Annotated in this window: 9 protein-coding genes; all 9 read left to right on the forward strand. The window is 73.8% G+C overall.

Features of this window, described 5'->3' with window-relative positions; genetic code table 11:
• Nucleotides 1-71: 71 nt before the first annotated feature.
• The 9 genes from eccB (at nt 72) to ABT048_RS02310 (ending at nt 25,091) form a co-directional block, all read left to right on the forward strand.
• On the forward strand, nt 72-1,538 hold the full coding sequence (gene eccB, locus ABT048_RS02270) for a type VII secretion protein EccB (RefSeq protein ID WP_350519399.1): 1,467 nt from the start codon (nt 72-74) through the stop codon (nt 1,536-1,538).
• Nucleotides 1,539-1,613: 75 nt separating this feature from the next.
• A complete protein-coding gene (locus ABT048_RS02275) occupies nt 1,614-1,958 on the forward strand; it encodes a hypothetical protein (RefSeq protein WP_350519400.1) in 345 nt (114 codons plus the stop codon).
• A gap of 62 nt (nt 1,959-2,020) precedes the next feature.
• Nucleotides 2,021-2,320: a hypothetical protein gene (locus ABT048_RS02280; RefSeq protein ID WP_350519401.1), complete on the forward strand. Its 300-nt coding sequence runs from the start codon at nt 2,021-2,023 to the stop codon at nt 2,318-2,320.
• Nucleotides 2,320-2,730 (forward strand): hypothetical protein, encoded by a 411-nt coding sequence (locus ABT048_RS02285; RefSeq protein ID WP_350519402.1) that lies wholly within the window; start codon nt 2,320-2,322, stop codon nt 2,728-2,730. The genes ABT048_RS02280 and ABT048_RS02285 overlap by 1 nt, the downstream gene beginning before the upstream one ends.
• Nucleotides 2,731-2,767: 37 nt before the next feature.
• A complete protein-coding gene (locus ABT048_RS02290; protein ID WP_350519403.1) occupies nt 2,768-5,059 on the forward strand; it encodes a hypothetical protein in 2,292 nt (763 codons plus the stop codon).
• Between the two features lie 73 nt (nt 5,060-5,132).
• Complete coding sequence (locus tag ABT048_RS02295) at nt 5,133-5,600, forward strand: YbaB/EbfC family nucleoid-associated protein (protein WP_350519404.1); 468 nt, start codon at nt 5,133-5,135, stop codon at nt 5,598-5,600.
• A complete protein-coding gene (locus ABT048_RS02300; protein WP_350519405.1) occupies nt 5,593-5,892 on the forward strand; it encodes a hypothetical protein in 300 nt (99 codons plus the stop codon). Before ABT048_RS02295 ends, ABT048_RS02300 begins: the two co-directional genes overlap by 8 nt.
• 119 nt (nt 5,893-6,011) lie before the next feature.
• Nucleotides 6,012-24,188, forward strand: coding sequence for a scabin-related ADP-ribosyltransferase (locus tag ABT048_RS02305; RefSeq protein WP_350519406.1), 18,177 nt, complete (start codon nt 6,012-6,014; stop codon nt 24,186-24,188).
• Nucleotides 24,189-24,287: 99 nt separating this feature from the next.
• On the forward strand, nt 24,288-25,091 hold the full coding sequence (locus ABT048_RS02310; RefSeq protein WP_350519407.1) for a type VII secretion system-associated protein: 804 nt from the start codon (nt 24,288-24,290) through the stop codon (nt 25,089-25,091).
• The last annotated feature ends 11 nt before the right edge of the window (nt 25,092-25,102 follow it).

Consider the following 25,102-nt stretch of genomic DNA (forward strand, 5'->3'; position numbering starts at 1 on the left):
CCGCCGCCACCCGCACCCGCGCACCGCCCGCGCGAGCCGACCCGACGCCCCGCCCCGAGGAGAACCACGCCATGCAGTCGAAGCGCGACCAGGTGCAGGCCCACCTGTTCGTGATGGGCCGTCTCGCCACCGGCATGCTCCGCGGCGAACCCGACGCCCCCGACGCCCCCACCGGACGCACCTCCCGCGGCATCGTCACCGGCACCGTCATCGCCGTCCTCGCCTGCCTGATCGCCGCCGTCTACGGCGTCCTCGTCCCCGGCGGCGCCACCGGCTGGAAGAAACCCGGCACCCTCGTCCTGGTCAAGGAGAGCGGTGCCCGCTACCTCTACCTCGACGGCACCCTCCACCCCCTGCTCAACGAGACCACCGCCCGCCTCATCGCCGGCGACCAGCTCACCGTCGACCAGGTCAGCACCCACTCCCTCGCCGGCACCCCCCGCGGCACCCCCCTCGGCATCCTCGGCGCCCCCGACGGCCTGCCCGAACCCGGCCGCCTCACCACCGCCCCCTGGCTCGCCTGCGCCGCCCTGCGCCCCGGCCCCTCCGGCACCCGCACCCCCCACCTCGCCCTCGCCGTCGACCCCGCCGCCCGCGGCACCGCCCTCACCGACAACCAGGCCCTCCTGGTCACCGCCCCCGACGGCACCGCCCACCTGCTGTGGCACGGCCGCCGCCTGCGCCTGGACACCCGCAACGGCGCCCGCCAGGCCCTCGGCCAGAGCGCCGCCACCGCCCAGCCCGTCCCCCAGGCCTTCCTCAACGCCCTGCCCGCCGGCCCCGACCTCGCCGCCCCCGACCTCGACCAGCGCGGCACCCCCGGCCCCGACCTCGCCACCCGCCCCACCCGCGTCGGACAGCTCTTCACCGGCCCCAACGGCGACCCCTACCTCCTCACCGCCGCCGGACTCACCCCGCTCACCCCGATGGCCTTCGAACTGCTGCGCAACGACCTCCGCACCCAGCAGAGCGCCTACCAGGGCGCCGCGGTCACCCCCGCCGCCGTGGGCGCCGCCGACCTCGCCGCCCACAGCGCACCCCCCGCACCGGCCGCCAACGCCGCCACCGCCCTGCCCACCACCGTGCCCGAACTCCTGACCGCCCCCCAGGGCCGCGACGTCTGCGCCGAACTGCGCCCCGGCGACCCCGGGCCCATCACCGCCGTCACCCTCGTCGACGACACCGCCCTGCAGGGCTCCGCCCCCACCGTCCAGCCCGGCGTCGAGGCGCCCTGCGCCACCGCCGACACCATCGCGGTGCGCCCCGGCGGCGGCGCCCTGGTGCGCGCCCTGTCCACCGCCGGCACCGGCACCACCCTGTACCTGGTCACCGACACCGGGGTGAAGTACCCGCTGCCCTCACCGGCCGTCGCCAAGCAGCTCGGCTACGGCGAGGCCGCCCCGCCGGGCGTCCCCGAGGCGCTGCTGACCCTGCTGCCCACCGGCCCCAGCCTCGACCCGGCCGCCCTCACCGGCGCCCCCGCCGGCGCCCCCGCCGCCCCCGCGCCCGCCGCCCCCGCACCTGCCTGCCCGCGGTGAACCGGCCGCCGACACGGCGCCGTTGACCTGAAATGAACCCGGCATCCGCGCCGGGCCGACGGAGAGGAGCCCCCGATGGTGAACACCCTGCAGACAGAGGACACGGTCGTCCGCCAGACCCTGGCGACCCTGCAGAGCCACATCGACACCATGCTCAGGGCCTGCACGAACATCCAGGACATCAACACCGAGATCCACCAGCACTTCCAGGCCGCCTGCAGCGACGCCTACCAGCAGAAGATCAACGACTGGACGACGCGCTACCGGCAGCTCAACAGCGCCTACAGCACCTTCCACGAGAACTTCGCGGCCGGGCACAACACCATCAACACCGCCCACACGGAGGCCCTGTCCGTCGTCCACGGCTCCGGCCCCTCCAGCCTCAGCCTGGACATCAGCAACGGCCTGAACCCCAAGTAGCAGCCGGCCGCCCGGCACCGACCCGCACCACCGACCCGCACCACCGACCCGAGGGGAAACCGATGGCCGCGAACGACGGACACATCACGCTCAACCACGCCAACATCGACGAGGCCGCCGACGCGCTGGCCGCGGCCGGCGGCGCCATGCACGACGCCATGGAGAACCTCCGCACCGCGCTCCAGAGCGCCGAGGGCCAGCTCCAGGGCCAGCTCGCCACCGCCGCCCGGGACTTCCGGCTGATGCTCGACGCCCAGGAGTCGGAGATGACCAACGACATCTCCGCCGCCGCCGGCACCCTGAGGACCATGCACGGCCTGCTGCGCGACGCCGACAAGCGCGCCGCCGCGGGCGTCGGCTGATGGCGACGCCCGAGCCGCCGAACTACGAACACACGCTCAGTGTCGACAAGGACGACCTCCAGTACTTCGCGAACACGGAGATCGGCGGCCTGCTGGACGACCTGAACCAGAACCCCGGCTACAACGTGATGCAGCGCTACGCCGGGATGCTGAACGACACGGGCAACTCGCTGCTGGTGGGCAACAAGTACTTCTTCGCGGACTCGGTCGTCCTCGACTTCAAGAACCTGGCCACCGGCCTGGCCACCGACCTCGGCACCCTCAAGGCCCAGATGCGTCAGGCCCAGATCAAGATCCAGCTGACGCTGACGATCATGGACGAGGCCCACGAGAAAGCCATGACGGCGGCCGAGATGATGGAGGTCCTCACCAAGGTGTCGACCGCCACCGCGCCCAAGTCGGGCAGCTGAAAAAGTAGTTGACCGTACCGAGCATGTGGGGGCACTGATGGCCGTGAGCTGGGAGCAGGTGCTCACGTTCTTCGCGGGCCCGGACCAGAAGATCGTGGACCGGACCAAGGTCGCGGAGCTGCCCACGGGGGCCAAGTCCTGGATCAGGACGGACCAGGTCAAGAAGGGCGAGACCGGCGCCGACTTCTACTTCGGGGACAAGTCCGACGTCGGGAAGACGGACATGGCCAAGGAGGGCGAGAGCAAGCCCGACGTCTGGTGGGCGTGGAACTTCACCCGGAGCAGTGGCAGCCACAGCCACATCCTGGTCGGGATCCCGGTCAACTACACGGACTGGGGCAACGACACGGACAAGCCGCTGTCCCAGTTCATCCACCAGCACGAGGGGATCTTCAGCCCGCTGGCGTCCGGCGGCGGCAACGCCGCGATCGACCCCCGGAGCCTGCGGGCCGCAGCCCAGGGCCTGCGGGACGTGGGCACGTGGCTGGAGACCTGGTACCCGCGGGTGAACAAGTGGGTCGACCTGATCGACGGCCCGGACAGCAACTGGCAGGGCGATGCGGCCGGCGAGTTCAAGATGCTGCTCAAGCGGTACGCGCTGGAGATCGAGACCATCCGCCTCCAGCTGGACACGGTGAACCACCCGCACGACCTCGAAGCGGCGGCCGACCAGATCCCGAAGACGGTCACCGGCCTCTACACCGTCCACCAGCAGTGGTGGGACTCCGGGACCCTGTGGCCCTCCCACGCCATCTACCAGGCCCTGGAAGAGGCACTGAGGGGCGTCACGCCGACGATCGACGCCTCCGGGAACGCGACGGCCATCCCCTCCAACACGCTCGGCGACGCCCTGCACGACTCCTTCTACGTCCTGCTGGAGCAGCGGGCGAAGGAGATCTGGCGCTCCAACGCCGCCGTGTACCTCGACGCGCGCAAGGGCGGGACCGGCGGCGGGACCGACCCGACGGACGCCCTGAACACCGCCTACAAGCAGCTGGTCACGGACTTCGGCCGCGGCTACGTCAACATCAGCCTGGACCTGCCCACCCAGGCGCCCCCCGGCCCGGGCACGGGCGACGGCACCGGCGGTGACGGCAAGGACGGCAAGGGCGGTGACGGCAAGGGCGGTGACGGCAACATCGACCTGGGCGGCGGCAGCGGCGGCGGGGGCGGCGGCTCCGGCAGCAAGTTCGACCTGGGCGGTGGCAGCGGCGGCGGTGCCGGCAAGGGAGGCGACGGCAAGGGCGGCGACTCCAAGACCCACCTGCCCCCGCCGCCCCCGGTCATCGGTCCCGGCGGGGGAGGCGGCAGCGGCATCGGCGACGGCGCCGGCACGCCCATCCTCGACAAGGACCACAAGCCCGTCCTGGGCGCCGACAAGAAGCCGGTGCTGCTGCCCCCCGGCGGCTACATCGGCAAGGACGGCCAGGTGTACGACGCCAACGGCCAGAAGGTGATCGGCAAGGACGGCAAGCCCGTCGTCGTCCCGCCGGGCTCGGACGTCCCGCCCGGCACGGGCGGCGGCATCTACGGGCAGAACGCCAAGGTGCCCAGGGGCTCCAGGGTCCGCGAGGACGGGACGGTGATCGGCCCCGACGACAAGGAGGTGCTGGACCGCGACGGCAACCCCGTGGTGCTGCCCAAGGGCGGCTCCATCGCCGACGACGGCACCCTCCTGGACTCCACCGGCCGCCCGATCTCCGACATCTCCCAGCGCTACACCGACCGCCAGCACGCCATCGACGCGATGGTCGGCAGCGGCAGCGGCGGGGGCGGGACCGGCAGCGGCGGCGGCATCCGCCCGCCGTCCAGCGGCGACGACTGGAAGCTGGACCTCGGCTCCTCCTTCGGCGACTACGGCTCCGGCGGGGGCTCGGACTCCGGCTCCGGCGGCCCGGGCCCCTACACCGGCCTCCTCGGCGGCGTCGGGGGAGTGGGCGGCTCCGGCGGCATCCCCTCCGGCGGCTCGCTGCCCAAGCTGGTCGGATCCGGCGGCGGGCTGAGCGCGCAGGCCATCGAGAACAGCGGCGGGCTGGCCCCGGGCGGCAGGACGGCGGCCGCCGCGGCCGCCGAGTCGGCCGCGGCGGAGAAGGCCGCGATGCAGAAGGCCTCCGCGCTGGCGGCCGAGGAGCAGGCCGCGATGCGCGGCCGGTCGGTGTCCACCAGCGGCGGCGGGATGCCGATGATGCCGCCGATGGGCGGCGGCATGGGCGGTGGCATGGGCGCGGGCCAGGGCGAGAAGGACCGTCAGCGCACCACCTGGCTGGCCGAGGACGAAGAGGTGTGGGGCACCGAGACCGGTGCGGTCAACGGTGTGATCGGCCGCTGAGCGGCGGGCACCACCGGCAGGCAGGGCGGCGTCCCGGCAGGGACGCCGCCCCGGGAAAGGACACGGAGAAGGCATGTCGTACTCGTTCGAGGACCAACTGGACCGAGCCCTGGCCTCGTTGGAGGAACAGAAGGAGAGGCTGGCCGAGTCGACGCGCAGGATGCAGGCGATGACCGCCGAGGCCAGGAGCAAGGACCGGATGGTCACCGCGAAGGTCGGCCCCCAGGGCGAGCTGCTCGCGCTGAGCTTCCACACCACCGCCTACCAGTCCATGGCGCCCGCCGAGCTGAGCACCGTGCTGAAGGACGTCCTCAACGAGGCCAAGGCCCGGATGGGCGAGCGGATCGCCGCCGAGATGCGCGGCTTCGAGGGCGTCGGCGAGACGCTGCGGATGAACTTCACCGGCGAACGCGGCGACGAGGACCCGTTCGGAACCGGCGGAGCCCTGGACCTGGACGCGCTGCTCGCCCCGCTCACCGCGATGCGCCCCGGCGCCGACCAGAGCGTCAAGTCCCGCAAGCAGGAAGAGTTCAATGGCTGACAGGCTGCGCAAGGAGTCGGGCCTCAAGCAGGCGTTCGCCAACTTCGACGACGTGGCCGCCCTGGTGGAGAAGATCAACACCGAGGTGGAGGACATCAACACGAAGAACGTCAAGGCCGGCGGCGGCGACGACATCGGCAAGCAGTACCACGAGAAGATCGACAAGCCCACCGCCGACCTCACCGGGCTGACCACGCAGATCCGCAACAAGCTGAAGGCGATGTCCGCCCACGGCCAGGGCACGGCCGACCTCTTCGACGCCGCCGACGACCACGGCCGCGGCCTGGTGTGAACCGCCTCCGCTAGGGATCGGCCCCGGCGCCGGTCCCGCGCGCCTGCCCGTCCGTTCGCCCGCTCCCGCCGGCCCCCGCACCCCCCGTACCACCAGCACCGCCCCGGAGGCCCTGCGCCATGTCCCACTCGTCCATCCACGTCTCCCCGGGCGTGGCGCAGTTCTTCCACATCATCAGCGGCATGCCCTGGCCCGAGTCCGACGAGGGGCTGCTGCGGGACGTCCGGGACGACTACCTCGCGCTGGCCCAGGACCTGCCGAAGCTGAGCGAGTACATCCTCGACGCGGTGCAGACCTGCGACAAGCGGATCGAGGGCGAGGCCGCCAAGGCCTTCAGGCGGGAGTGGAGTCAGTTCACCAGCCAGGACCCGAGCGACGACCCGCTCCGCAAGGCCGGTGAACTCTGCACCCAGCTGGCCGAGTTGGCCGGCAAGGTCGCCAACACCGTCGAGTACACCAAGTGGATGGCGATCGGTCAGCTCGTCCAGCTGATCATCGAGATCGCCTTCGCCATCGCCTGGTCCGTGTTCACCGGCGGCTTCTCCATGGTGCAGCTGGAGTGGCAGAAGATCCTGACGCGGCAGTTCCTCCTCCAGCTGCTGAAGAAGCTCGCGCTGCTGATCGCCATGCACACCTTCGGCGGCGTCGTCGGCGGCCTGATCCTGGACGCGATCATCCAGGGCATCCAGTTCGAGCACGGCGACCGGCACGAGTGGGACAAGGACCTCACCAAGCAGGCGGCGATCTTCGGCGCGCTCAGCGGCGCGATCGGCGGGCCGCTCAGCCTGATCGGCGAGGGCCTGGGCAAGCTGCTCGGCGGCCGTCTGGCCAAGCTGTTCGTGCAGAGCGCGCTCGACGACGTCATCAAGGGGCTGGCCGGGGGGACCCTCAAGGGAGCGGGCAAGGAACTCGGGGAGGACGCCGCGGCCGGAGCCCTCAAGGGGGCGGCCAAGGAACTGGCCGGCAGCGTGGCGGGCGGCGCCCTCAAGTCGGGCATCAAGGAGCTCGGGGACGGCGCCGTCAAGGCGGGCGCCAAGGAAGGGGCCAAGGCCGGCGGCGAGGGCCTCGGCCACCTGCTCGGCAACGAGGCGGCCGAGCGGTTCGCGAAGGGCATCTCCAACCTCCTGAAGGAGAACGCCCAGTACCTGACCAAGGGCTTCAAGGCCGGACGCAAGGTGGGCGCCGCGACCGGCGAGAAGTTCGTGCGACAGCTCGGCGAGCTCTTCGAGAAGGAACTCGGCGACGAACTGGGCAAGACGTTCGCCCGGGAGATGGGCGAGCACATCGGCAGGCAGTTCGCCGAGCACTCGCTCAAGACGGTGATGAAGGAGAGCAGCAAGGAAACGCTCAAGGAGACCCTGGAGAACCTCGCCAAGGACGGCGCCCGGGTCGCGCTCACGCCCGAACTCAAGCTGCTGGTCGAGAAGGTGCCCGAACTCGCCGGCGGCGTCAACAGGATGAACAAGATGTTCCACCTCGGCCACGTCCTGGGCAGCCAGCTGGAGTCGGGCATCAACCAGTACCTCACCGAGGGCATCTACAACACGATCTACAACGGCGAGTGGCAAGCCAGCGGGATGAGCTTCGTCGGCGGCTTCATGATGGGCGGGATGCGCCACATGATCATGGGCCTCGCCTCGCCGCTGACCCTGCGCTACGCGGACTTCGTCCGCGGCCTGGAGAGCTCCCGGATCACCGACGAGTCCGGCCCGAACTACCCCCTGACCCACCCGCTGACCATCCTGTCGGTGATCAGCAACATCGGCGGCCACTCGGCGCCCTTCCCGGTGCCCCGGCCCGGACACATCGACCAGATCGCCGGGACGCACCTGTCGGGCGGCGACGGCGCCCCGATCAAGTCGGGCGCCTCGCTGTCCGGCTCCACCCTCCTCGGATCCGGGAACCACCACCGGGAGGAGAACGGCGACGGCGTCCTCGCCGACCCGAAGGGCAAGACCAGCTTCAACTCCTCGGTCGACGGCGGATGGGACCCGAAGGCCCCCGCCCGGCCCGTCGAGACGCAGTCCCGAGGCGACGAGCGCACGACCGCCCCCACCCCGCCGAAGTCCACCACGACGCCCGGCGACCGGGAAGCCCCCGTCACCCCGCCCGTGCCCCGCAAGACGGGCGGCGGACCCGGGACCACCGAGTCCGGCACCACCGGCGCGGGCGCACCCAAGGCCGGCAACCAGGGCAGCGGCAACCAGAGCAGCGGCAACCAGGGCGCCGGGAACCCGGTGAACGGCGGGGAACGCGGCACCACCGCGACGGCCTCCGCCGACGCCAACGGCCGCGACGGCGCCGTCAAACCCCAGCCCCAGCCGCAGCCCAAGCCCACGTTCGACCCGGCGCGCCGCACCACGGTCGTCGACGAGCACAACGAACCGCCCCTGCACCAGCCCCCGACCTCGACCGGCGGCGGCCCCGGGGGAGCGGGCCGGCACCCCGGCAGCACCGACACCAGCCCGCAGCCGCAGGAGAACACCGCCCACCGGAGCCCGGCCGCCGCGCCGCCGCCGCTGCGCACCAGCGCCGGCGGCCCCGGCGACGGCACCGCGCCTGCTGCGCCCGGCCACCCGGACCCGAACGGCCCGGCCCCGAAGACCCCGGCCGGTCCGGGCCCCGACCCGAAGACCCCGGACCCGAAGAGCCCCGACCCGAACGGCCCGGACGCGAACCGCCCCGACCCGCAGGGCCCCGTGCCGCCCGCCACCCCGCCGCGCGACCCCGAGCCCGGCGGGCCCGCCGACCCGCACACCCCCGACGGCCCCGCCACCTCCCACACGGCCTCCGGCCACCCCTACCACCGCGTCGACGCCCCCGAGCACGCCAAGGCACCCGCCGGCGACGAACGGCGCACCTCCTGGCACGACAAGCAGAAGGAGATCGCCGAGCGGCACGACGCCGTGCTCGCCGAGGCCGAGGCCAAGGAAGCCCTGCACGGCGACATCGAGGACCGCCTGATCGACGTCCACGCCGACCTGCCCCGGGAACTGCGCACCCTCACCGGCCCCGGCACCGAGGCGTGGCGCCGCACCGCCGCCGACCTGCAGACCGACATCGAGGCCCGCCCGCACGAGCGCCGGGAGATCCTCGACGACGCCGCCGGCCGCCTGGAACTGGCCGGCGCCCGCGAACTCGCCCTCAAGGTCGCCGTCGGCCGCTTCGAGCACCTGCTGACCGAACGCGGCCTCGACCCCGCCGCCACCGGCGGCGACCACCTGCACGCGGAGATCCGCCGCGAGGCCACCGAACGCTTCCGCTCCGACGCCGAACGCGACATCGCCCAGCTGTACGCCACCCGAGCCGACGTCACCCCCGAACGCAACGCCCTCGCCACCCGCGCCCTGGAACGCCGGCTGCTCCGCGCCGCCGGGGACCTGGACGTCCGGCAGGCACGCGCCACGCAGACCGAACGGATCGAACGGGCGGTGGACGACGCCCACGCCGACTGGAAGCGGGACGACCTCACCGAGACGGACCGCGCCCTGCTGGACGCCGCGGGCGTGCCGAAGGACGCCCGGGTCTCGGAGGAGGCCCGCGACCAGATCGCCGAGGCCATGCGGGAGCGGATCGCCGAGTTCCACGGCCGCTACCAGGAGCGGACGGCCCAGCACGTCGACGGGACCGAGCCGGGTGCCCAGCACCCCGGCGGTACCGAACCGCACGGCGGCCGCCGCGACGAGGACGCGTTCCTGGGGATCCAGGACGAGAACGGCGAGGACCTCGCCGCCCTCGACCCCGCCGTCCAGGGGAAGGAGCAGCTCGAAGCCGACTTCCGGGCCGGCTTCGAGAGCCACCGGAGCGGGCTGTCCCACGAGTTCACCGTCCAGGCGGTCCGCGAGACCGTCCTCAAGCGCTCCGTCGACGCGGTGGACGACGCGGCCGCGGCGTGGAAGACCAGCGCCCCCGACCAGTTCGGCCCCGAGACGCTGCGCGAACTCGGCCTGGCCGACGGCCCGTCCCCGCGCGCGGTGGCCGCCGCCCGCGCCGACCTCGCCCGCCGCGCCGACCGCCTCGTCGCCGAGCACACCGCCGCCGAGCGCGACCCGGACCGGCTCAAGGCCGAACTGGACCGGCTGACCTCGCAGGCCGAGGCCAACCGCCTGCTGGCCCTGCACGGCGCCCGCGAGGAGGCGGTGCGCGCGGCCGAGGACACCGCCCGCGCCGAGGTCCCGCACGACCTGGGCGGCCCCGACGCCGCCGACCACCGCACCGACCCGGCGGCCTCCGTCGAGACGGCCCTGGGACGGCCGGTGCGCGGCGCCCGCACCGACCGCTCGGAACCGCCGGCCTCCGCCGCGGCCCGGCGCGTGCGCGAGGGCTACACCGAGCGGGTCCGCGCCGCGTTCGACGAGCACTTCCGCTCCCTGCTGCGCGACCCGGACGCCGACCACAAGGCCGACCTGCGCGGGCAGTTGGAGCAGTGGCGGCGCGAGCGCGAGCGGCTGACGCAGGGCCTGGAGGAGCACGTCGCCTTCGAGCGCGCCGTGCTGCCCGCCCGCGAACACGCCGCCGCCGGCTACGACCGCCTCGCCGAGGGCCGCCGGGTGTCGCCGGAGGAGGTCCAGGAGCTCAAGACCCGCTACGGCGGCGAGTTCTTCGACGCCTACAAGGAGCACTGGGGGCCCGAGGACCTGGACGGCGACCGCTGGCGCGGCCACGAGGCGGCCAACGAGAACGTCTTCGGCCGCCCGCACGCCGAGAACCGGCCCGAGAACCGGCCCGAGCACGAGACGGAGCACACGCCCGAGCACAAGCCCGAGCCGACCCCCGAGCACAAGCCCGAGGCGGAGACCGAGACGGAGCGCAAGCCCGAGCCGACCCCCGTGCCCGGACCCCGCACCCCGTCCGGCCCGCCCGTCCGCCCCCGGGACACCGTCCCGGAGCCGTCCTCGGACAGGAAGCCGGGCGGAGGCCGCCCGAAGGACCACGAACCCGTCGAGCGGGGCGACCTCCACCCGGACACCCCCGCACCCGAGGGCGACCGGTCCGGGCCGGTCGGACCGCTGCGGGACCAGGCGGGCCGCACGGTCCGGACGACCGGCCGGGACCACGAGGACGCCGGGCCCCGCCGGGAGACGCAGGAGCAGGAACGCCGGGAGGTGGCCGGGAAGGACCGCCGGGCCGCCGACGAAACCGTCTACCCGGTGGCGCAGCACACGCCCGCGCAGGCCCCGCCGCCCCCGCCGCCGCCCCCGCCGCCGGGCCGCGGGACCGGTGCGCCGGTGCCCCCGCCGCCGCCGGGTGGTGGCCCGCCGGTGCCCCCGCCGCCTCCGGGTGGTGGCCCGCCGGTGCCCCCGCCGCCGCCGGGTGGTGGCCCGCCGCCTCCGCCGGTGGGCGGTCCGCCGCTGCCGCCCGTGCCGGGTGGTGCGGGACAGCCCCTCGCCATGCCGCTCGTGCCGGTGGTCTCCCACGGGCCGGCCCAGGAGATCCGGGAGCAGCACCGCGTCGAGGACGAGCAGCACCTCGCCGCAATGCCGCCGCACACCGGCGAGCCGCCGACCGTGTCCCCGGCCGACGCCGCCCTCGGGCAGCAGCTGCACCAGCGCTACCCGCGGATCAGCCTGGTCGACCCGGGCTCGCCCGGCAGCGGCCACCAGGTCGCCTTCCTGAGGGTGCTGGAGGGCCTGGCCACGATGGGCTACCGGGGCGAGGTCCACCTGACGTTCGCGAGCGGCAAGGCCCCGTTCTACGCCGAACGGCTCGGCCGTGCCGCCGACGTCGGGCACCCCCGGCACTCCTACGGGCTGTTCCACGGTCCGTGGACGGGCGTCCACCGGGGGATGCGGGTGACCGCCCACCCCGCGGGCGCGCCGCTGGACGTCGCGTACCGGGTGAGCGAGCGGCGGCTCGTCGCCGATCTGGAGACGTACTGGAAGTACTTCGCCTGGAGCGGGGCGAGGCCCGAGGAGTCCTGGCTGGTCTCCGCCGGGGCGAACGCGAACGTGCGCGGCCGCTACCTGGGCAATCCGGGCAGTTCTCCGCAGATCCAGACGGACTTCCGGGCCTCCGTCACGAAGGAGGACAACCGGGACCGGACGATCAACCCCGCCCGGCACCTGACCTCCGACCTCCTGAGGGCCGGCGCCCAGTCCTCCGGGCAGGGCCGGACGCTGACCGTCTTCGCCGCCCTGGACGCCCCGCACGGCGAGGACGCGTCCGCCTACTTCGGGGAGAACCTGGCGCCCTCCCTGCGGGAGATGACCGGGGAACAGGACCCGGACGCCCTGGTCCTGCAGCCCTTCCTCTGGGACAGCCACCCCCGGCAGATCCGCCGCGGGGTCGACGTCCTGGCGGAGCTGTGGCACGACCAGGGCGCCACCGTCACCTACCCCTTCCGCCCGCAGCCCGTGCCGGCGGACCTTGCGGGCCACGTCCGCGACCACTGGCCCGAGGCCACCGGTCCCGACGACCCGGTGCCGGACCTGGTCGCCGACCTCCTGCGCCGCGCCCAGGACGGCGAGATCCGGCTGGTCACCGCCTACTACGGGCAGATCGGCGACGGCACGGTCCGCCACCGCGACATGGCCACCCGGATGGAGGCCGCCCTGCGGGCGCTGCCCGACCCGTCCCGTCCGGCGGTCGTGATCCTGCTCGGCGCCGAGCCGAACGAGGTCCAGAACCACGCCGACCTGCTGACCGGCCTCCGGGACGTCGCCGCCGCCCAGGCCGGCGACGGGGGCGTCCACCGCCTGCGGCTGGGACGCGTCCAGCCGGCGGTGATGGAACTGTTCGAGCAGCGCTCGACCCTGGTCGTCACCGAGGGCGCCAACACGTGGCAGGAGATCCTCACCCTCGCCACCCCCGGCATCTCGGCCCGCCCCGGCGGCGAGACCCGCCCCTGGACGCTGGCACCGAACGGCACCCAGTCCCAGGGCGGGCACCGGATCGGCGAGGCCTCGACGGCACTCGCCACCGGGAACACCACCGAGCTGAGCACGTTCCTGCACGGCCTGGACGACCAGAACGGCGAGGTGCACCAGTACCTGGACGTGTGGCGCGACGCCCTGGGCGCCGACGCCAACGACCAGTTCCGCAGTGCGGTCGAACAGCTCCTCGGCCAGCCCGAACACCCGGCCGGGGAGAACACCGGGGCGGCGACGGCCGTGCACCGGAACGCCCAGGCACCGGTGGCGCCCGCCGCCGGGGCCCCCGCCGTCGTGCCCCCGGCCGCGCCGCCCGTCACCCCGGGCGCGGTGCTGCCCGCCTCCGCCTGGGCCGACATCCGCACCCTCGCGCCGCCCGCCCGGATGGACACGGTGCGCTTCGACCCCCTGGTGCGCGGCCAGGCCGGCCCGGGCGACATCGCCGGCCCCGGCGTGCGCGACCACTACGAGAACCGGCAGCCCCTGCTCGGCGGCCTGCACGGCGCCGCGACCGTGATCGGCTACGACGCGCGGCGCTTCGAGGTCCGGCCCGGCCACTGGGTCACCGAGTTCACCCTGCGCCTGCACCTGCAGGGGCCGGACGGCCACCCGCTGCCCCCGCACGAGGCCGCCCGGACGCTCGACCGGGCCCGGGACGTGGTCGGCGAGCGGTTCAACGAACGCTTCCACCTGCCCGGCGGCGACCAGGTGCACCTGCGGATCGAAGGCGCGCAGACCGAGCACGGCGCGCACCGGACGGTCACCGTGGTCCCCGGCGGCGAGCGCAGCAACCAGACCCGCTGGTCCGACCAGAGCCCGCCCGGCGTGCTGCTGCACGAACTGCTGCACTTCCTCGGCCTGCCGGACGAGTACGTCGAACCGGTGACCAGGCCGGGCGACGCCTACGCGCTGCGCCGCCGCGACTGGTGGGCCGGCGAGAACGGGGTGATGGGCACCGCGGCCTACCGGGACGACTTCACGGTGCTGCCCCGCCACCTCCAGCGCATCGAGGAGGTCCTGCACTCGGGCCCGGTCCTGCGCGACCTGACCCACGAGCAGCACAGCTCCCGCCCGGACACCGCCCAGGCACCCACCCCGCTGACGGAGCAGCATCGGCAGGCCGAGGGGCCCGTCGCCCCGGCACCGCCGAACGCGGTCGCCCACAACGCGGTCGCCCACGTCACCGAGAGCACCGTCCACAGGCCGTCGAACGCCCCGGCCCCGGTGCACGAGTCACGCGTGAACGTGCTCGACGGCGGCCGGCTCCACCACGTCGTCAGCGTGCCGGGCGACGGCGACTGCCTGCTGCACGCCGTCCTCGCCGGCGCCCGCGGGCTGGAGAGCTGGGAGCACGGCGACCTCACCGTCCACGGGCTGCGCGAGCTGGCGTCGCGGTGGTTCCGCAGCGACGCCGGCGCCGCGCTGCGCCGCAACGCCGACGCCACCGGCCAGCGGCCCGTGGACCGGCTGGAGCCGCACGAGCGCGACCGGACCTGGCAGGTGTACCGCAGCCCGGGGGACGAGCAGCCGTCGACGCTGTCCGCGAGCGACCTCGGGAACCTGCGCATGAGCGACCTGCTCGACATGGGACTGCGCAACCGGTCCCTGTGGAACACCTCGTTCTACGACGAGGCGCCGGCGGTCATCGCCCACGCCCTCGGCATCCACCTCGTGGTCCACGAGGGGAACGGCCGCACCGCGTTCAACACCGAGGCGGCCGGCCGCGAGGTGCACGTCTACCGCGACCCCGGCAGGGGGCCGGGCTCGGCCGCGCACTACGCGGAACTGCGCCCCGACACACGCGGGCCGCAGGCGGTGGCGACCGAGCGTCCCGTCGACCCGAAGGTGGCGAAGGAACTGACCGGGCGGGTCCAGCCGGACATCGTCGTCGTCACCCTGGAACCCGGGCAGCCGGTCTTCCGGGTGACCGACGCGTGGACGCTGCGCGGATACCTGCTCCAGGGCAAGATCGGCGCGGTCAAGAACAAGGAGGGCTGGTCCCAGCTGGGGCCCGGGCTCTACACCGGCCACGACTTCGACCACGCGGCCACCTACAGCGACACCCTCTCCGGCCTGCCGGTGGTCATGGAGTTCGTCCTCGGCCGCGCGGCCACCGGCCTGAAGGTGAAGAACATCACCGAGGACTGGACGGCCAAGGAGGTCCCGGAGACGCTGAAGAAGTACGACTTCCTCACCGACGGGACGCAGTTCAAGTTCCACCCCCACTTCTACGAAGGCCTCATCCGGGACGGCGGACAGTCCGCGGACAAGCAGAGCGGCCTGCGCGTCGCCGGCCTGAAGGTGAAGGAGGGCGCATCGGTCTGGAACCACTACCGGACCGAGGACTTCGTCCCGGAGTTCGAGGGCTACCTGATCAAGGCGCACCAGGACAAGGCCCGTCAACTCCCGCACGGCGACGACGCGGCCGCCCCCGCCCACGAGCCGGATCCCGTCCCGAAGAGCGAGGCCCTGGAGGCCGCCCCGCCCGCCGCGCCCGGAGACCTCCGGCGCATCCGCTACCGCGAGCAGGCCGAGGCCTACGAGCGGCGGCTCGCCACCCACCTGCTCGACCGCGCCGACGTCCAGCGCGAGGTCAAGAAGGTCGTCGACCTGGCCTGGTCCATGACCACCAACGACAAGGACAGGACCCAGTTCGGCTCCAGGAGCACGGGCACGACCGGCATGGTCGGCACCGACCGGCACATGCTGCAGGAGGTCGTCGACGGCGGAAACCTCCGGGAACGCATGGCCCTGCTCTACAACGGCTACACCTCCAACCACTTCGCCAAGCTCGTGCGGCAGCGGCAACTGCCGCGACCGGAACAGCTGAAGCAGGAACGGCAGGACCGCCACGACATCGGCGCGGAGGTCGTCACCCCGCTGACCGCGGAGATCAAGAAGGCCTACGGCGAACTGCTGAAGCCGCCCGCCGAGCGCCGGGACCAGGCGCCCTTCGAATCGTTCCGCACCGACGAACCGTACGGACCCGTCATCGAGGGGATCCGGAACGCCTACACCGAGCTCCGGAGCCGCCAGATCGCCGACTGGGAGCGCAAGCGGGTCGTCGAGGCCGCACAGAAGGCCGCGGAGCGCCAGGCCAAGACCATCCTCGAAACCGACCGCAACCCCTTCGACGTCAACCCGCCGCTGGGCCGGGGCGAGTGGTACAGCGCCGTGGAGAAGGACGGCCGGCTCGGCTGGCAGCCGGGCGCCAAGTCCTTCCACTACAACCTCGGTTCCGACTTCCAGCAGGCCGCCCACGACAACGGCGGGCTGGTCGTCAGCGGAACCTCCGGAACGGCCTTCGGGATGCTCCAGGCCGTCAAGGAACTCGTCAAGACCGACGCGGGGAAGGCCAAGCTCGCCGAACTGGGTTCCGAATCGGTCGACTTCGAGCAGTTGAGGCTGGCCCTGCTCGGCTGGATGCTGGAGTCGGAGGACCACAGCTTCCACGAGATCATGAGCGGCTCCCGCCTGTTCTCCGAGAGCCTCACCCCCGAGGAACGCGCGAACCCGAACCTCGCCCACACCGACCTCACCTACAGCGACACCTACCACCGCTACCGCTTCCTGTCGCCGCTCACCGAGCAGGAGCTGCGCAGGGACGTGGCACCGGAAGGACTCTTCCCCGACGAACACCTGGTGGGCGAATGGTCCCTCCACGAAACGGAGTTCGCCGACCCCTCCGCCGACACCCCGCCCGGCGGCGAACAGCCCGCCCACGACGACCCGCCGGCCACCATCCACGACACCGTCCACGACAACGACACCGTCCACGACAACGGGACCGACGGGCACCGGCCCTCCGCCGACGGTGACCTGGTGACCCACGCCATCGTCGGGGCGAACGGCGGCAACGTCGGACGTTCCTTCCACACCACGGCGGACTTCACGCTGCGCGGCGAGACGCATCTGAACTTCCCCTCGGAGCGGACGAGCGCCGAACACCAGGTCACCAACCCGGACTTCGTCCCGAAGAAGGCCGTCCGCCCGGACGGCGGGTTCGACTGGGAGGCCTACCGGCGCGGCGAGAACAAGCCGGGCGAGCGCGACGGCGCCGACGCCGACGTCCGGGTCCCCTGGGACGCGAAGTCCACGCCGTACTTCGCGAACCTGCACGGCTCCCCGGAACAGCTGAAGGTCGCCGTCCGCACCCCCAGCGGCCGGGAAGGCCACAAGTCCCTCTCCTACGGCCAGTTCGGCACCGTGCTGCGCCGCAGGCCGAGCCTGTCCGCGCGGCCGGAGGAGTCGCCGATCGTCCTGGAGGCCTGCGACGCGGGCCTGAACCGCGCGGGCCTGCAGCAGATCGCCGACGCCACCGGGCGCACCGTCCACGCGGCGACCGGCAAGACCTACGTCGCCAAGGAGGGCGACGGCAGCACCCGGCTCGTCCTGCTCCACGAACCCGGCCGGGCCCGGTCCGAGTTCGTCACCGTCCACCCCACCGGCAAGGACACCGCCGTCACCGGCAAGGACACCGCCGCAACGGACAAGGACGTCCACCCCGCCACCACCGACACCCCGGACCCGCACCCCGTCACACACGAAGACGGCACCCACCTGCTCGACGCGGACGACGACCGGATCCCCGGCGCCCCCATGCCGCTGGTCCGCAACCCGCGCGACGAGGCCCTCCCGCACGACCCGTCGGCGCCGACCGCCCGCCAGGACATGGTGCCCGGCGCCCGCGACCTGGAGATGGTCGAGCACCTGCGCCGCGACGTCGTCGTGCCCGGCGACCGCCCCCGGGAATGGGGCGCCCAGGACCACGCGCTGTACGACCACCTCACGGCCACCGACGCCCGCCGGCCCTTCGGCTTCTGGAAGGGCCTGAGCGAGGACCAGGCGGCCGCCCTCGTGCTGGCCGAGCGCAAGGGCCTGGAGTTCGCCGCCCGCGAGCACGCCGTGCTCAAGGACCGGCTGCGCCAGGCCACCGGCAGCTGGTCCTGGGCGCAGAACTACCCCCGCGACAGCGAGCAGGCCCTCGACCGGCTGATCGCCACCGTCCAGGACCACATGCGCACCGGCATGTTCGTCGCCACCAACTTCTTCCTCGACAAGCCCCTCAACGACAACCGCAGGACCACCCTGGGCACGTCCGGGGGCACCCGGACCGCCCGCTCCTCCCGGCCCGAGCCGGAACCGGCCCCCAAGACCGTCCTCGACCTGATGATCGAGGACCCCTCGCAGACCTTCAAGAACGTCTGGCAGACCCGCGCCTCCCAGGCCGCCGTGGACGACTCCCGCCGCGGCGGCGTGGAGGAGCACTTCGGCTACGCCGCCACGCTGCGCCGCGACCCCGCCACCAGGAACCACTTCCAGGACACCGGGACCGACAAGAGCGCGTTCCACCCGGACGAGAAGGAGGCCGCCCGGCTGCCGAAGTACGCGGCCCTGGTCTCCGAACTCCAGCCGCGCGGCGTCGCGGTGCGCTACGGCAGCGCGATCATGCGCTGGAAGGACGACGTCCGCGCCCGCGCCACCCACACCCCCAAGGACTCCTGGTCCGCGGGCGCGATGGGCGCCCGCTCGGTGACCCCCGACTCCCACCTGCTGCCGCTGCTCACCTACGGCACCGACTTCATGGTGCGGCGGGTGTTCGGTGAGGCCACCGGGTTCCGGCACGACGTCGAGTTCGGCCGCCGGCTGCTGCGCGAGGGCATGGAGACCGACGAGTACTTCGAGACCCAGATCCACGGCGACCTGCACTGGAAGGACCTGCACAGCGTCACCATCGTGCACCTGCCCGAAGGCCGGACGGCCGACCGGACGACCGGGCCGCTGCCCACGGCGGAGGCCGCCCGGCAGCTGCGGGACCGGCTCCTCGCCCACCGGCAGGACCGCGGCTACGACTTCACCGTCGACCTGCGCCTGCACGGGCAGCCGCCGGTGCTGGACCGCGTCGTCCCGCACCCCTCCGTCCCCGAGCCGCCCGCCCACGAGACCGCCGTCCCCGAGACCGCCGCCCACGAGACCGCCCCGACCATCCTCGACAACGGCGACGAGATCACCCCCGTGGAGCACGACGTCACGCAGCACGACGCCGCGCAGCACGACGCCGCGGGGCACGACGACGACGAACCCACCCCGCCGCCGACCGGCGCGCCGATGCGCGTGGCCGACCACCCGCTCGACGTCCCCAGGCGCATGCCCGGCCCGGACGCCGAGGACCCCTTCCCCGCCGGGTGGGGGCAACTGTCCGACCTGCGCGCACGGCTCGACGCCCTGCCCGCGGACAGCCCCGAACGCGCCCCGCTGCAGCGCCAGGTCGACCGGGCCCAGGCGAAGCTGCGGTCGGACTTCACGACCTTCCTCGACCACGACGGCAGCGACCTCGCCACCGCCTCCCGGGCCCGCGAGGACCGGATCACCGAGCTGCGCACGCAGACCCCGCCCCCGGGCACCCGGGAGGAGGCCCACCACCAGCGGCTCCTGGACACGCTGGAGCTGGAGGTGCGCGAACTCCAGGCCGAGCTCGACCGCCACGCCCTGGACGCCCGGTCCAAGCAGCGGATGATCCCCGGCCCGCGGGACCTCGCCCTGGTGGCGCACTTGCAGGACCCTCAGAAGCACCCGCTGCCGGAGGGCGAACACGCGCCCGAGCTCCTGGAACGCCTCACCGGCGCCACCGTCGACTGGAAGTCCCTGGGCCCGGTCCAGGCGGCCGCCCTGATCATGGTCGAACGCAAGGCGATGGCCTTCGAGCAGCGCGACCGTGCCCTGCTCACGGAGAAGCTGACCGCCGCCACCGGCGAGTGGGCGTGGGCGGCGAACTACCCCCGCGACACCCCCGGGGCGGTCGACGAGCTGATCGACCGGGTCCAGCAGCACATGCGCACCGGCATGTTCATCGCCACCAACTTCCACTTCGACCAGCCGCTCAACGCCAACCGTCAGACCGCCTTCGGCAAGGCCGGCGGGATGCTCGGCACCTGGGCGCCCAAGCCGAAGACCCTCCTCGACAAGCTGATGGCCGACAAGCAGGGACTGTTCCGCAACGCCTGGGAGACCGGCGCCTCCCAGGCCGCGGTCGTCCCCTCGCGCCGCGGCGGCGTGGAGGAGCACATGGGCTACGGGCCCGCCCTGCGCCGCAGCCACGACACCCGCGGCCTCTTCCAGGACACCGGCACCGAGGACAGCGTCTTCGCCCCCAAGAAGGGCGACCGCGGCCTGATGCCGAAGTACGGGGCGCTGGTCTCCGAACTGCAGCCCTTCGGCGTGGCACAGCGCTACGGCGCGTTCGCGCTGCACTGGTCCGACGACATCCGCGGCCGCGTCACCCACACCCCCAACGACTCCTGGACGGCACGGGAGAAGGGCGCCCTGTCGGTCACCTCCGACTCCCACCTGCTGCCGCTGCTGCTGTGGGGCGAACGGGACATGGTCGAACGGGTCTTCGGCGAGGCGACCGGCTTCCGGTACGACCCGACCTTCGGCGAGCGGATGCTCACCCAGGGCATGGACACCAACAGCTACTTCGAGACGCAGATCCACGGCCCGCTGTCCTGGGGCGACCTGCGGCACGTCGTCATCAGCCACCGGGAGGACGGCGGCACGCCCCCCTCCCGGCGCGACGCGCACCTGCCCACCCGGGAGCGGGCCGAGGAGATCGCCGGCAGGCTCCGCGCGTTCGCGACGAAGAACGGCCACGCCTTCACGGTGGAACTGCGCCGCTCCGACGCGCCCCCGGTGCTCAACCGCCTGGCCGACGCCCTCGCCCCCACCCCGCAGCAGCCCCGGCAGCCCCAGCCGCAGCAGTCGCCGCACGAGGACGTCCCGAGCATCATCGACAGCGGCGCCTACGACCACTGGAGCGACTCCGACTCCGATTCCGACGCCGGCTCGGACGCCGCCTCCGACACGGGCGGCGCGGTCCACCCCGGCGACGACCCGGCCGGGACCTGGTACGACGAACAGCCTGAACTGCCCCAGGGTTTCCTGCTGAACGGACCCACCCTCGATGCGTTCGCGCACCGCAACGTCGAGGTCGACTACCCGGTGGGCCTGGCGGGACAGGAGTTCGTGCCCGGCCCGGGGGAGCCCCACCTGCTGGCCGCCCCCTGGGAGCTCGACGGGTTCCCCGGCTGGGACGCCTCGGCCACCGGGTTCGACCGCGACCTGATCTTCGCCGACCTCGACGAGAACCCGGTGCTCTGGCGCGGGGACACCAGCCTGCTGTACCGGTGGGAGAACGGCGCCCGGGACTACCTGGAGGTGTTCGCGCAGGGGTTCGCGCCCCGGGGCCAGGACACGTACGTGCCGCTGGAGACCTACCTCGTCGACAATCCGGCGTCGGTGTTCGTCAGCACCACCCGCTCGGCGATCCACCAGAGTCCGGGCTGGGGCACGGCCTACCGCTACCTGATCGACGCGCCGGGCGGGATCGACGTGCGGGCGACCCTTCCGCACCGCCAACTCGCGGACATCGAGCAGGAGGTGGCGTTCCCGGGCGGCATCCGGCCCGAGTTCGTCGTCGGCGTCGAGATCGTCCACGACACCGCGCTGCTGCACGACCCGCAGGACCCGGGCGTCCACTGGTACGAGCACCCGGTGACCTTCGTCCCCAACCCCGGCTACCAGCCGGCCCACCGCTTCGCCCACGAGGAGCAGCACGAGCAGCACTGGGAGCAGCACGACCACGACGGTGACGACGGCGGTGTCGGCAACCTCGGCCTGACGCTGACGAACGCCACCATCCACGACACCGTCCACGGGACCGACGGGCACCGGCCCTCCGCCGACGGTGACCTGGTGACCCATGCCATCGTCGGGGCGAACGGCGGCAACGTCGGACGCTCCTTCCACACCACGGCGGACTTCACGCTGCGCGGCGAGACGCATCTGAACTTCCCCTCGGAGCGGACGAGCGCCGAACACCAGGTCACCAACCCGGACTTCGTCCCGAAGAAGGCCGTCCGCCCGGACGGCGGGTTCGACTGGGAGGCCTACCGGCGCGGCGAGAACAAGCCGGGCGAGCGCGACGGCGCCGACGCCGACGTCCGGGTCCCCTGGGACGCGAAGTCCACGCCGTACTTCGCGAACCTGCACGGCTCCCCGGAACAGCTGAAGGTCGCCGTCCGCACCCCCGGCGGCCGGGAAGGCCACAAGTCCGTCTCCTACGGCCAGTTCGGCACCGTGCTGCGCCGCAGGCCGAGCCTGTCCGCGCGGCCGGAGGAGTCGCCGATCGTCCTGGAGGCCTGTGACGCGGGCCTGAACCGCGCGGGCCTGCAGCAGATCGCCGACGCCACCGGGCGCACCGTCCACGCGGCGACCGGCAAGACCTACGTCGCCAAGGAGGGCGACGGCAGCACCCGGCTCGTCCTGCTCCACGAACCCGGCCGCTCCCGCGGCGAGTTCGTCACCGTCCACCCCACCGGCAAGGACACCGCCGCAACGGCCGCCGCGCCCCACGCACCCGACCACGAGGGCATCGCCCCCACCCTGCTCGACGGGAACCACCACTCGAAGCGGATCACCCTGCAGCCGGACAGCGAGCAGCCCGTCGGCCTCGTCGGCCACCCGCTGGACGACCCGCTGCGCATCCCCGACACCAAGGCCGACGACCCGTTCCCGGCCAAGAGCACGTGGAAGGCGATGGCCCGGCTGCGGCGCGAGGCGGACGCCCTGCCGGCGGACGACCCGCAGCGGCGCGTCCTGGAGCGGCAGATCCGCGGCCGGCAGGAAGGCCTCCGGGCCGGTTTCACCCGCTACCTCGGCAGCGAGGGCGGCGACCTCGCCGCGGCCCGCGACGCCCGCAACGCCAAGATCGCCCAGATCCTGGCGAAGCAGGACCGGCTCTCCGGCGCGCCGGGCGAGCGCTGGCAGGCCGACCACTACCGGGCGCGCCTGGACATGCTGCGCTCCCAGGTCCGGGACCTGGAGCACGAGATCGACCTGCGCGCCCTGGACGGCACGTTCAAGCAGCGGATGATCCCCGGCCAGCGGGACCTGGAGATGGTGGCCCACCTGCAGGACCCGCAGGTGACCGCCCCCGAGCACAAGCCGTGGACGGCCCAGGAGAACGCGTTCCTGGAGCGGCTCGCCGCCCGCACGGACTGGGCGGCCCTGCACCCGGTCCAGGCCGCCGCCCTGGTCATGATCGAACGCAAGGCCGAACTCTTCGCCCAGCGCCACCGCGACCTGCTCACGGACAAGCTCACCACCGCCACCGGCGGCTGGTCCTGGGCGGCGGACTACCCCCGCACCCCCGAGGCGATCGACCGGCTGATCACCGCCGTCGAGAACCACCTGCGCACGACGATGACGGTCGCCACCAACTTCCACCTCGACCAGGCGCTCAACGCCAACCGCCAGACCAGCTTCGGCACCCCCGGAGAATCCCCCGACGGCGCCGGCGCGCAGACGCCGCCCACCACCCTCCTGGAGGTGCTGCTGGCGGACGGCGACGGGCGCTTCCGCAACGTCTGGGAGACCAACGCCTCCCAGGCGGCCGTCCAGCCCTCGCGCCGCGGCGGGGTGGAGGAACACTTCGGCTACGCGCCCGTCCTGCGGCGCACCCGCGACAGCCGCGCGCTGTTCCAGGACACCGGCACCGACGAGAGCACCTTCGCGCCCCTGCCGGAGGACGTCGACCTGCTGCCGAAGTACGGGGCCCTGGTCTCCGAGTACCAGCAGTTCGGCGTGGCGCAGCGCTACGGCGCGTTCGCGCTGCACTGGTCCGACGACATCCGCGGCCGCGTCAGCCACACCCCGAACGACTCCTGGACCCTGGGCCCGATGGGAGCCCGCTCGGTCACCTCCGACTCCCACCCGCTGCCGCTGCTCCTGTGGGGCGACGCCCAGCACGTGCGACGGGTCTTCGGCGAGGCGACCGCCTTCGCGCACGACCCGGCGCTGCGCCGGGAGATCCAGGAGCGGGCCGTCCACACCAACAGCTACTTCGAGACGCAGATCCACGGCCCGCTGAGCTGGGCCGACCTGGAACGCGTCGTCATCAGCCACGAGCCCGCGGGCACGGAGGGCACCGCCGGCGGGACGCCCACGCTGGAACGGGCCGAGGAGATCCGCCGGCGGCTGGAGGGCTTCGCCCGGGACAACGGCCACACCTTCCGGGTGGAGCTGCGCCCGGTCGACCCCGCCGCGGAACGCGAACGCCTGAACGCCCTCCTGGACCCCGCCCCGGCCCCGGCCCCGGCCCCCGCGCCGGCCCCGGCCCCGGCCCCCGCCCCCGCGCCGGCCCCGGCCCCGGCCCCCGTCCCCGCCCACGGCGGTGACGAGATCACCCCGGCGGACGGCATCCCGGACATCGTCGACACCGCCACCCCCCGACCGCTCGCCGACGAGGTCCTGGCCGCCCTGACCCCCGCCCGCACCCGCCGACCGGTCGTGGCGGAGGAAGTGGTGCCGGACGGCAGCGCCGCACCGGGCGCCCGGTCGTCGCGCCGGCCGTCACCCAGCCGTGAGTGAACGCCGCCGGTGCGGTCCGCCGTGGACCCAAGGGGAGACGGGCACCCCGGCCCACCGACCACCGCATCGCACCGGCACCACACCGTGGGGGAAACGACCATGACAGCCGACACCGCCGGGCCCGCCGCCGCAGCGGACACCGCCGTAGTGGACACCACCGCGGCGGACACCGCCGGGCCCGCCGCCGCGGTGGACGTCCCCGTGCCCGAGCACGTCCGCGAGACGGCCCGGCTGGCGCCCGACCACTGGATCGGCGTGGTCGACCCCGTCTGGACGGACGGGCAGGCGCCGCCGGACTGGGCGGTGGTCGGCCACTGGCGCTCCGACGGGAACGGCGCCACCGAGGAGTTCCGCCCCAACCCCGACTACCGGCCCTCCCCGCGGGCCCTCGGCTGGGCCGAGCCGACCGACGCCGTCGACGCCGCCGTCCAGCTCGCCGCCACCGGCTACGGCCCCGGCGAGGACGTGCTCGCCCGCCTCGCCACCGCCCGCCTCGCCGTCCCCGTCACCCCCGGCGGACACCCGCTGACCGCCGTCGACCCGGCCGGCGCGCCCGTCGTCCTGGCCTTCACCGCGGGCGACCACTGGGCGGCGGCGGGCCGCCTGGGCCACCTCCTCCTCGACGCCCGCGCCCTGCTGGACCGCCTCCCCGAGGGCCACGGCATCCTGCTCAACCCGACCGCCGACGCCATGCTGACCGTCGACCCCGACGCCCTGCGCGCGCTCACCCCGGCCACCGACCCCGCGCCCGCCCCGGACGCGCCCACCCCGGACGCGCCCGCTCGCGCCGCCGAAGCCCCCGCCACGGAGACCCCGCCGGCGGACCCGCCGCGGCCCGACGCCGAGCACGCGGCCGCCTCCGTCCTTGGCATCCCCACCGCCGCCGGACCACCGGACCGGTGACCACCGCACCC

The organism is Kitasatospora sp. NPDC096140 (genome assembly GCF_040303045.1).
GTDB lineage: Bacteria > Actinomycetota > Actinomycetes > Streptomycetales > Streptomycetaceae > Kitasatospora.